The sequence below is a fragment of the Sphingorhabdus sp. genome (assembly GCF_044239005.1).
Classification (GTDB): Bacteria; Pseudomonadota; Alphaproteobacteria; order Sphingomonadales; family Sphingomonadaceae; genus Sphingorhabdus_B.
In genome coordinates this window covers 1-8,743 of sequence record NZ_JBIICH010000089.1, presented here as the reverse complement: position 1 = coordinate 8,743, position 8,743 = coordinate 1, and the positions used below count along the sequence as shown (strand labels likewise).

At 56.4% G+C, this 8,743-nt stretch carries 5 protein-coding genes; 2 read left to right on the top strand and 3 right to left on the bottom strand.

Annotated features, from left to right (window positions below; genetic code table 11):
- The first annotated feature begins 35 nt into the window (after positions 1-35).
- Entirely contained in the window at positions 36-2,612 is a 2,577-nt protein-coding gene (gene clpB / locus ACILQA_RS08015) for an ATP-dependent chaperone ClpB (RefSeq protein WP_395629225.1), read from the top strand.
- 65 nt (positions 2,613-2,677) lie between these two features.
- Here the strand turns inward: clpB and ACILQA_RS08010 are convergent, their stop codons facing one another.
- Together ACILQA_RS08010 and ACILQA_RS08005 are read right to left on the bottom strand one after the other, a co-directional pair.
- Positions 2,678-2,995, bottom strand: a complete 318-nt coding sequence (locus tag ACILQA_RS08010; protein WP_395629224.1) for a hypothetical protein — start codon at positions 2,993-2,995, stop codon at positions 2,678-2,680.
- 82 nt (positions 2,996-3,077) lie between these two features.
- Positions 3,078-4,262 carry an aspartyl/asparaginyl beta-hydroxylase domain-containing protein gene (locus ACILQA_RS08005; RefSeq protein WP_395629223.1) on the bottom strand — a complete coding sequence of 395 codons (1,185 nt, stop codon included), beginning with the start codon at positions 4,260-4,262 and terminating at the stop codon, positions 3,078-3,080.
- A 50-nt stretch (positions 4,263-4,312) separates the two neighbouring features.
- Here ACILQA_RS08005 and ACILQA_RS08000 point away from each other — a divergent pair, with 50 nt between their 5' ends.
- Positions 4,313-5,329 carry a hypothetical protein gene (locus ACILQA_RS08000; protein ID WP_395629222.1) on the top strand — a complete coding sequence of 339 codons (1,017 nt, stop codon included), beginning with the start codon at positions 4,313-4,315 and terminating at the stop codon, positions 5,327-5,329.
- Positions 5,330-5,485: 156 nt separating this feature from the next.
- Here the strand turns inward: ACILQA_RS08000 and ACILQA_RS07995 are convergent, their stop codons facing one another.
- Positions 5,486-8,686: a TonB-dependent receptor domain-containing protein gene (locus tag ACILQA_RS07995; RefSeq protein ID WP_395629221.1), complete on the bottom strand. Its 3,201-nt coding sequence runs from the start codon at positions 8,684-8,686 to the stop codon at positions 5,486-5,488.
- Between the last annotated feature and the right edge of the window lie 57 nt (positions 8,687-8,743).

The following is an 8,743-nucleotide window of genomic DNA, read 5'->3' as shown; positions in this document are numbered from 1 at the left end:
CCACAAAGGCTCCATCGACATTTAGGAAATAGCGCATGAACCTCGAGAAATTCACCGACCGGGCCAAGGGTTTTCTGCAAAGCGCGCAGACCGTGGCCATTCGTATGAGCCATCAGCGTATTGGGCCCGAGCATCTCCTCAAAGCCTTGCTGGAAGACGAACAGGGCATGGCGTCTGGCCTTATCAAGGCGGCTGGTGGCGACGCCGCGACAGCCTTGCGCGAAACCGACGCGGCGTTGGCGAAGGTACCTGCGGTGTCCGGCGGCGGCGCGCAACAGACGCCCGGGCTTGATAATGATGCCGTGCGTGTTCTCGATTCCGCCGAACAGGTCGCGCAAAAGGCTGGCGACAGCTATGTGACCGTTGAACGGCTGTTGCTCGCGCTTGCGCTGGCCTCAACCACCACTGCAGGTAAGGCCTTGGCCAATGCTGCCGTCACAGCCGAGGGTCTGAACGCCGCGATTAATGCGCTGCGTGGTGGACGCTCCGCCGACACCGCTGGCGCGGAGGACCGTTATGATGCGCTGAAGAAATTCGCGCGCGACCTGACGGAAGTGGCCCGGGCGGGCAAGCTTGATCCTGTCATCGGTCGTGATGAAGAAATACGCCGCACCATTCAAATTCTTGCGCGACGCACAAAGAACAACCCTGTCCTCATCGGCGAGCCCGGCGTCGGCAAAACCGCCATTGCCGAAGGCCTGGCGCTGCGCATTGCCAATGGCGACGTCCCAGACAGCCTGAAAGGCCGCAAGCTCTTGTCACTCGACATGGGCGCCCTGATTGCCGGCGCGAAATATCGCGGCGAGTTTGAAGAGCGGCTGAAGGGTGTGCTGGATGAGGTGAAGCAGGCCGAAGGTGACATCATCCTGTTCATTGACGAGATGCACACGCTCGTCGGTGCGGGCAAAGGCGAAGGCGCGATGGACGCGGCGAACCTGATTAAGCCCGCTTTGTCACGCGGCGAATTGCACTGCATCGGCGCAACGACGCTCGATGAATATCAAAAGCATGTCGAAAAAGACCCCGCACTGCAACGCAGGTTTCAGCCCGTGTTCGTCGGTGAACCCACGGTCGAAGATACGATTTCGATCCTGCGCGGGTTGAAAGAGAAATATGAACTGCACCATGGCGTGCGGATTACCGATGGCGCATTGGTCAGCGCGGCAACATTATCGCACCGTTACATTGCCGACCGTTTCCTGCCCGATAAAGCCATCGACCTGATGGACGAAGCCGCGTCGCGACTCCGCATGGAAGTGGAATCCAAGCCAGAGGAAATCGAGACGCTCGACCGGCGTATCATTCAGCTCAAAATCGAGCGTGAGGCGCTTGGTAAGGAGAGCGATGCCGCGTCGAAAGACCGGCTCGCCACGCTGGAGAATGAACTTGCCAATCTGGAGCAGCAATCATCCGAACTGACCCAGCGCTGGCAGGCGGAAAAAGACAAGATTTCGGCAGAGGCGAAGATCAAGGAACAACTCGACACCGCCCGTATCGAGCTTGAACAGGCGCAGCGTTCGGGCGACCTCGCCAAGGCGGGCGAGCTGCAATATGGCGCAATCCCGGGCCTTGAGCGGCAACTGTCCGAAGCAGAATCAGCGGCAGGTAACGCCATGCTGCGTGAGGAAGTGACCGCGCAGGATATCGCCAGCGTCGTAAGCCGCTGGACAGGCATTCCTGTCGACAAGATGCTTGAGGGCGAGCGCGACAAGTTGCTCAATATGGAGCAACTGATTGGCGCGCGGGTGATCGGGCAGCAAGATGCCGTGGCCGCTGTATCCAAGGCCGTCCGCCGCAGCCGCGCAGGGCTTCAGGACCCCAACAGGCCGCTTGGTTCCTTCCTGTTCCTGGGCCCCACGGGCGTTGGTAAAACCGAACTGACCAAGGCGCTGGCCTCATTTCTGTTCGACGATGACAATGCGATGGTCCGCATCGACATGTCCGAATTTATGGAAAAGCACAGCGTATCGCGGCTGGTCGGTGCACCTCCGGGCTATGTCGGATATGAAGAAGGCGGTGTCCTGACCGAGGCTGTCCGGCGTCGGCCCTATCAAGTGGTGTTGTTCGACGAAGTCGAAAAAGCGCACTCCGACGTCTTCAACATCCTGCTTCAGGTACTCGACGATGGCCGCCTCACCGATGGTCAGGGCCGCACGGTGGACTTTTCAAACACGCTCATCATCCTCACGTCCAATCTGGGCAGCCAGCATCTCGCCGCGTTGGAAGATGGTCAGGACGTGAAAGAGGTCGAACCGCAAGTGATGGAAATCGTGCGGGGCCATTTCCGGCCCGAATTCCTCAACCGCCTCGACGAGGTCATCCTGTTCCACCGGCTTGGCGCCAATCACATGGCACCGATTGTCGAGATTCAGGTGCAACGCGTGCAAAAGCTGCTGAAGGATCGCAAGATCACGCTCGCTTTATCCGAAGAGGCAAAGGCGTGGCTTGGCCGCGTGGGTTACGACCCCGTATATGGCGCACGCCCGCTCAAGCGCGCTATTCAGCGATATTTGCAGGACCCGCTAGCGGATCTGCTACTGCGCGGCGAAGTGCCCGATGGCTCCACGGTTAAGGTCGAGGAAGGCGATGGGGCGTTGAAGTTGGCGGTGTAGGAGCCACGGAACAGCCTTTGGAGCTTCCTCGATTCACATCCGCCATTTCATCCGCGAAGGAAGAATCACTGACCGCTGGGGCGTGAAGTTCCATCCTCCACCAAACGGCGGGCGAGTTCATTTCCGGACTCTGTCATCTGGCGCCACTGCGCAAGCGTTTTGCAAACCTTGCCCTTTTTCACCAGTGAACCGGTCACACGAACAGTGCGGCACCGAACGGCTTGGTCTGCATCGGAAGCGGTTTTGTCAGAGGCTTTGGCCAATTTACCGTCCTGCGATGTCGTTGCAGATGCTGGAGCCGCTACAGGCGCAGACACCGGCGCCTGTGCCAAAGCCGAGGTCATGATGCCAATGGTTAAGGCTGTGAATAGAATTGGTCGCATGTGCATGTTTCTCCGTTGAGAGGCGCGGTGCAAGTAACACAGGCGCTTATCAGTGCAAGTAAAGAGGAAAAAATCAATTAACTTAATGCGTGATTTTAAAGCCTGTTGCGTCAGCCGCGGCATAATAGCGGGCGATAACATTTTGTTCTGTAACGGTTAAATGGGGGTTCCACACATCAAAGATAAGAACCGCACGATTGTGGTCGCTATCGTTCCACGCTTCATGTTCGATGGTATCATCAAAGGCAAAAGCCGTTCCCACTTTCCATTCGCGGGTTTCGCCCCCAACGCGGAAGCCGCATTTCTCTGGCACGATCAGCGGCAAATGCACAATCGCACGGGTATTGGTCACCCCTGTATGCGGCGGAATTCGGGTATGCGGCTTCAATATTGAGAAAAACGCGCTGGGTGCACGATCCGGAAGCGTTGTCGTCGGTAAGCTGGCCAAGGCCGCGGCTGTACGCGGGCAGCGGTCTAAGACGGCCTTATTGGGTTGCCCATATTCCCACAAAAAGCATGCGCCCCAGGCAAGCGACTGATCAAGCGCTGACCATTTATTTTCGGGGACGCCTGAATCCATCCGAACATAAGGCCGCAAGGCATCGCCGGGATCGGCAAGCAGCGCCTCCAATTCTTGGCGTATTTCCTCTGTCGCAGCCTCAATAGCCGGCATCCATGGGAAATGATGCCTGTCGAAAAATTCGTCCGCCGGAAGGAAGGGGTAATATAAGCCGTCGCATGTGTTCACATAGGTCCGTCGGCGGCCCAGCGCCACATCGACAAATGCCTTGCTGCGGCGCAGCTCTGTTTCATCCATGGCAGCAGTTAATGGCGCCATTTCCGTGCTGACCGCGTCCGCGATCTGAAGCGTCGCTTGCGAAACAAACGCCTGCCCCCTCTGCAGTGCGGCGGCAATATCGGGAGATAGGTCTGATGCATGCGCCGCCATTTGGAGCACGCCGCTCCAAGCGACCAGCGCCTCGGCCTTTTCACCCGTACGTTCATGCAATTCGGCCTTGCGGAGCCAGCCCATGAAATCGCGGCGGTCGATGCTGATTGCCGCGTCCAGCGCCTGCATTTCGCCTGTGTCATCGCCCTGCGCGCGCCGTGCAGTGGCAACATTTCGCCAAAGCGCGCTCGACATCGTGTCATGCGTCGTTGCCGCCACGAACAGGCGCTCCGCTTCAGCATAGCTTCCGGCCCGCAGTGCAAGCATGCCTTCGCTGTTCAGTCTGGCCGCTTCGGCCGGTGGTGCGGTCTCGTTCATATGGCGAATGCTTGCCATTTACCGTTAGAAACGGCAAGGTCCATGAAGTTATGACGCATAAAAACAGCGAAATGTGGAACGACGGCGCATGGCTTGCGCATCGCTATGATGCGTCTGCAGACGCATTTCATCTGCGGCATGTCAGCCGTTCAGCGCACAATGAAGCCACTTTCCTCACCGATGAATATCTTGGTGTGGAGCCAAGCCCGATGGTCCTATCGCGCCGCGAAGCGACAACGGGCCGCACGGACGACGCCAGCCTGCATTTTATTTTGCATTCCGCCTTTTGTGCATCGACCATGCTCGCCAACGGGTTTGATCTTCCGGGCCTATCTATGGGTCTGAAGGAACCCGTGTTGTTGAACGACATTGTCGGCTTTCGCCGTCGCGGCGCGCCACCCACTGCGGTCGGCGAACGGTTGCGCGATGCACTGGGCATGCTCGCACGTCCATTTGGCGACGATTTGGCGGTTGTTGTGAAGCCGTCCAATGTGTTTAATGCCCTTGCCCCGGCATCGCTTGCCATGCGGCCGACAAGCAAAGCCATCATTCTGTATGCGCCACTTTCGGTGTTTCTTTTATCGGTGGCCCGCAAGGGCCTTTGGTGCCGGCTATGGTGCCGCGAATTATTGGAAGGGCAAATTGCCGACGGCATCGTTGATCTCGGTTTTGATCCGGGTGATTTTTTCCGGCAGACCGATTTGCAAGTCGCCGCGGTGGGTTGGCTGGCACAGCAAAAGTTGTTTCATAGCATGACGCTAAAGTTCGGCGCTGAACGCATCGCAACGCTGGACAGCGAACGGCTGACTGCCAATCCCGGTAAAGCTCTTTCCGCTGCATCGTCCCACTTTGGGTTGGGCGATCATGCCGCTGCGAATGATGCGCATCCTGCGTTTGGCACGCATAGCAAGTTCGGCGGCAGTTTCCGGACAGAAGACCGGCGCGCGGAATATGCGTTGGCGCAAACGGCGCATGGCGACGAAATTGAAAAGGTCCTGATTTGGGCCAAAGCCGTTGCCCAATCTGCCAACATCCCACTGACGTTGGAACATGCGCTTCGTTTTTGAAGCGCGCTGCCTAGCCCAATAGGGCGGGACATTACCTAAACCAACATAACGCAGTCTTGCAGGTCTTGGTCCGGCCGCATGGCTTAGCGTGCCGTCACAATACAAAAGGGGCGGGCATTGCTGCCCGCCCCCTTGTTTCATTATATGCTCTTCAAATTAGAAGCGCAGCTTTGCCGTTACAGCATAGCGACGACCCAACGCGTCATATGTCGACGGGAAGGTGTTACCGCTGTTGTACGATGTCGAACCAGCGTTGTTACCGGTCAATGGTGGATCCTTGTCCAGCAAGTTCTGCACCGTAGCGGTGATCGTCAGATTTTCGGTGGCATTGAGACGCGCCGACAGATCAAAGTAATCATATGCCTTGATCTTGCCGAAGTTAGCCGTCCGGCCGCCAACGCCCAAGACCGACGAACCGATCGTTCCGTTGAAGAACGCACCACCGTCAATCACGTCAAGTGGCTCTTGCTCCATCGCCGACAGGTGACGCCACAACAACGACACATCGATCTTGTCGTACGACAATGTTGTACGCTGCGACCATGAGAAGTCTGGCTGCAGTGAACCACAGTTCGAGCTGAAATAGCCGGTGCAATCACGATTGACCGATTCAGGGTTGAGCACGAACGCGTTGAACGTCGATTTGAACGTGTAGTTACCGTTGAACGACAAAGCCAAAGCGATTTTGTCGGTCAGATCAGTCTTGTAGTTCATGATCAAGTCGATGCCGTCAGTTTCAATGGAACCCGCGTTCGACAGAACCGAAGGCAGACCAGTGAAAGTGCTCGGATCGCCGCTCAAGCTGCCATCGGCTGGGCTACGACGAATGCTGGTACAAGCAGCAGATGTCGATGCGCCTGCTGCTGGGCTGAATACGTTCGTACCAAAGCAAGCCGCAATTACGTCACCAGGGGTCGGGGACGAAATCGCACCCGTTACCTTGATGTTGTAATAATCGATCGACGCAGTGAAACCAGGGATTCTGGCTGGCTGGAAGATCGCACCAATGGTGAAGCTGTTCGACTTTTCAGGCTTAATGTTGACGTTACCGCCACCAGTCGAGTTCACCTGACCTGCGTTAGGCTGTGGAATCGAGTTGATGTTGCCCAAGTTGGCACCTTGCGCCAAGCAGACGGCACGAAGTTCACCGGTTGGGCCAGATGCAGGACGTCCTGGCAACACAGCGCCAGCCGTCGTCAACGTCGCACATGGATCGGTACCAAGGTTGGTCAATCCAGTGTTCACTGGCGAGAACAGTTCGCCAATGTTTGGTGCGCGAACGGCACGTGCAAAGTTACCACGAATTGCGAGACCGTCGGTTGGCTCCCAAGTACCACCAGCCTTAAAGGTTGTGGTGTTGTACGATGGGTTACCTGGTGCGTCGACTGTGTACGACGAATAGCGAAGGCCGCCTTCAACAGTCAGGCTGTTCACGAATGGCTTGTCGCTAACCAGTGGCACAACAAGTTCGCCAAAGCCTTCATACACGTCGAAGCCACCAGAAATATCTGGCGTCGCTCCGCCGGCACCGCCGAGATCGCCGCCCTTGGCAAGCGCGTCAGCGCCCTGACGGGCAGTATATTTACGATACTCACCGCCGACTGCAAATGCCACGGAATCTTCAGCAAATGGGCTGGTAAAGCCGGCATCGCCGTTGATGGTTCCCTTGACTTGTGCAAGCGAGGTTTTCGTAAAGCTGGTGCTTTCCTGGACCAAGAACGGAATTGCTTCCGGCTGAATGGTGCCAAAGACGTTTGCTGCAACGCACCCATTTGATGTGTCAAAGCAAACTGGAGCTGCAGCCGTTCCGCCCGCACGAAGCGACTGACGGAAACGCGAGTTCAAGGTATAACCCTTAATCGTCTGGATATTCTCGCTTTGGCCATAGGCACCTGAGATATCCCAGTCGATTGAGTCAGTGATCGAACCACGGGCACCCAAACGGTAATCGAATACGGTTGTGACATATTCCGAGATACGTGGGCCAGCTTCCGTTGCACGACGGGCAAAAAGTGACTGCGGGTTAGGGTTGTAACCTTCACCAGCTTCGATCACGCCGTTGCCGTTAACGTCGAATGGCTGCCATGCTTGCAATACAGCAAGACCGTTGCCCGACGTCGTTGCAGTTGCAGACGCGCCACCTGTACCGATTTCAAGATAACCGGGCTGTCCAGGACGCAAGCTTGGGTTAGCCGCGGCATCGCACTGAGCTTGCGAAAAGCGCGGGGTATAAACCGAAGCGCTTGGGTTAACGTCGAATGCGCAGAACTGGTTACGCATAGCAGCAGGCAAGAACGGGTTGTTCAAAGGAATGTTCACGCCGATGCTGAACGCGCCTGATGGTGCGATGATCGTGTTTACAGTGTTCTTTGAGAACAGACCGCGCGAATATACTTCAATCGCATCGCTGACTTCGTAACGCGCTTGACCGAACATGTTGAAACGTTCGAACGGTGTCTGGAAGACGTTATATGGGTTGAAGTTAAACGTCGAGAAGGTCGGAACGAGCTGACCCGCTTCGTTGATCTGGTTTGTACCGCCATTGCCCGTACCGCTAACCAGACGACCGCCCGAGAAACGCGAGGGATATGCTGTGCCTGAACCCAGCGCTGTACCAGCATAGGTTTCAATGGTGGTTAGCGAAACATCGCGCGCACCTTGATATACTGGATCAGCTTGCTGGTAACCAACGCCAAATACGGCGTTACCGCGACCATCGTCGAAGTTCGCACCGATTGTTACGTCAGCGCGGAAAACATCACCGTCACCTTTTTCGGTGATCTGGTAAGAAGATTGGGCTTCCATGCCGGAGAAATCATTCTTCAGAATGAAGTTAACAACACCACCAACGGCGTCAGCGCCATAAGTGGTCGATGCGCCACCGGTAAGAACGTCAACGCGCTCAACCAAAGCGAGCGGAATGTTGTTCAAATCGACCTGACCACCAAAACCGGCGGGCACGATACGATCGCCGTCAAGCAATACGACGTTACGGTTTGAACCAATGCCGCGCAAGTTAACGTACGATGCACCACCGTTGCCGTTATTGACCGCGGAACCGATCGAAGCGACAACGCCTGGGATTTCACGAAGAACTTCTTCGGCCAGGTTGGACTGAAGCAGTTCCATTTCTTCGGCGGAAGTTACGTTGACCGGAGCCGAACGCTCAAGGTTCGGGTTGGTGATGAGCGAACCCGTGACGACGATTGCTTCAACGGTTTCTTCTTCGGCTGCCGCATCCTGAGCGAATGACGGCGTTGAGATCAACGCCAGACCCAGTGCGAGCGGTGCCGCTGCATATTTCAAATTGCTGATACGTGTGTTTTTCACGATATAGCCCCTATAATAGCGCCCCATTCCAACGACTTATCGCGTCCTGGTGGCTGTTAAACTCCCCAGCTTTTTCACTCAAAT

Bases quoted from the DNA above. Each gene is read 5' to 3' on its own strand.
- clpB (WP_395629225.1), top strand. From the start codon at position 36: ATGAACCTCGAGAAATTCACCGACCGGGCCAAGGGTTTTCTGCAAAGC.
- ACILQA_RS08010 (WP_395629224.1), bottom strand. From the start codon at position 2,995: ATGCGACCAATTCTATTCACAGCCTTAACCATTGGCATCATGACCTCG.
- ACILQA_RS08005 (WP_395629223.1), bottom strand. From the start codon at position 4,262: ATGAACGAGACCGCACCACCGGCCGAAGCGGCCAGACTGAACAGCGAA.
- ACILQA_RS08000 (WP_395629222.1), top strand. From the start codon at position 4,313: ATGACGCATAAAAACAGCGAAATGTGGAACGACGGCGCATGGCTTGCG.
- ACILQA_RS07995 (WP_395629221.1), bottom strand. From the start codon at position 8,686: ATGGGGCGCTATTATAGGGGCTATATCGTGAAAAACACACGTATCAGC.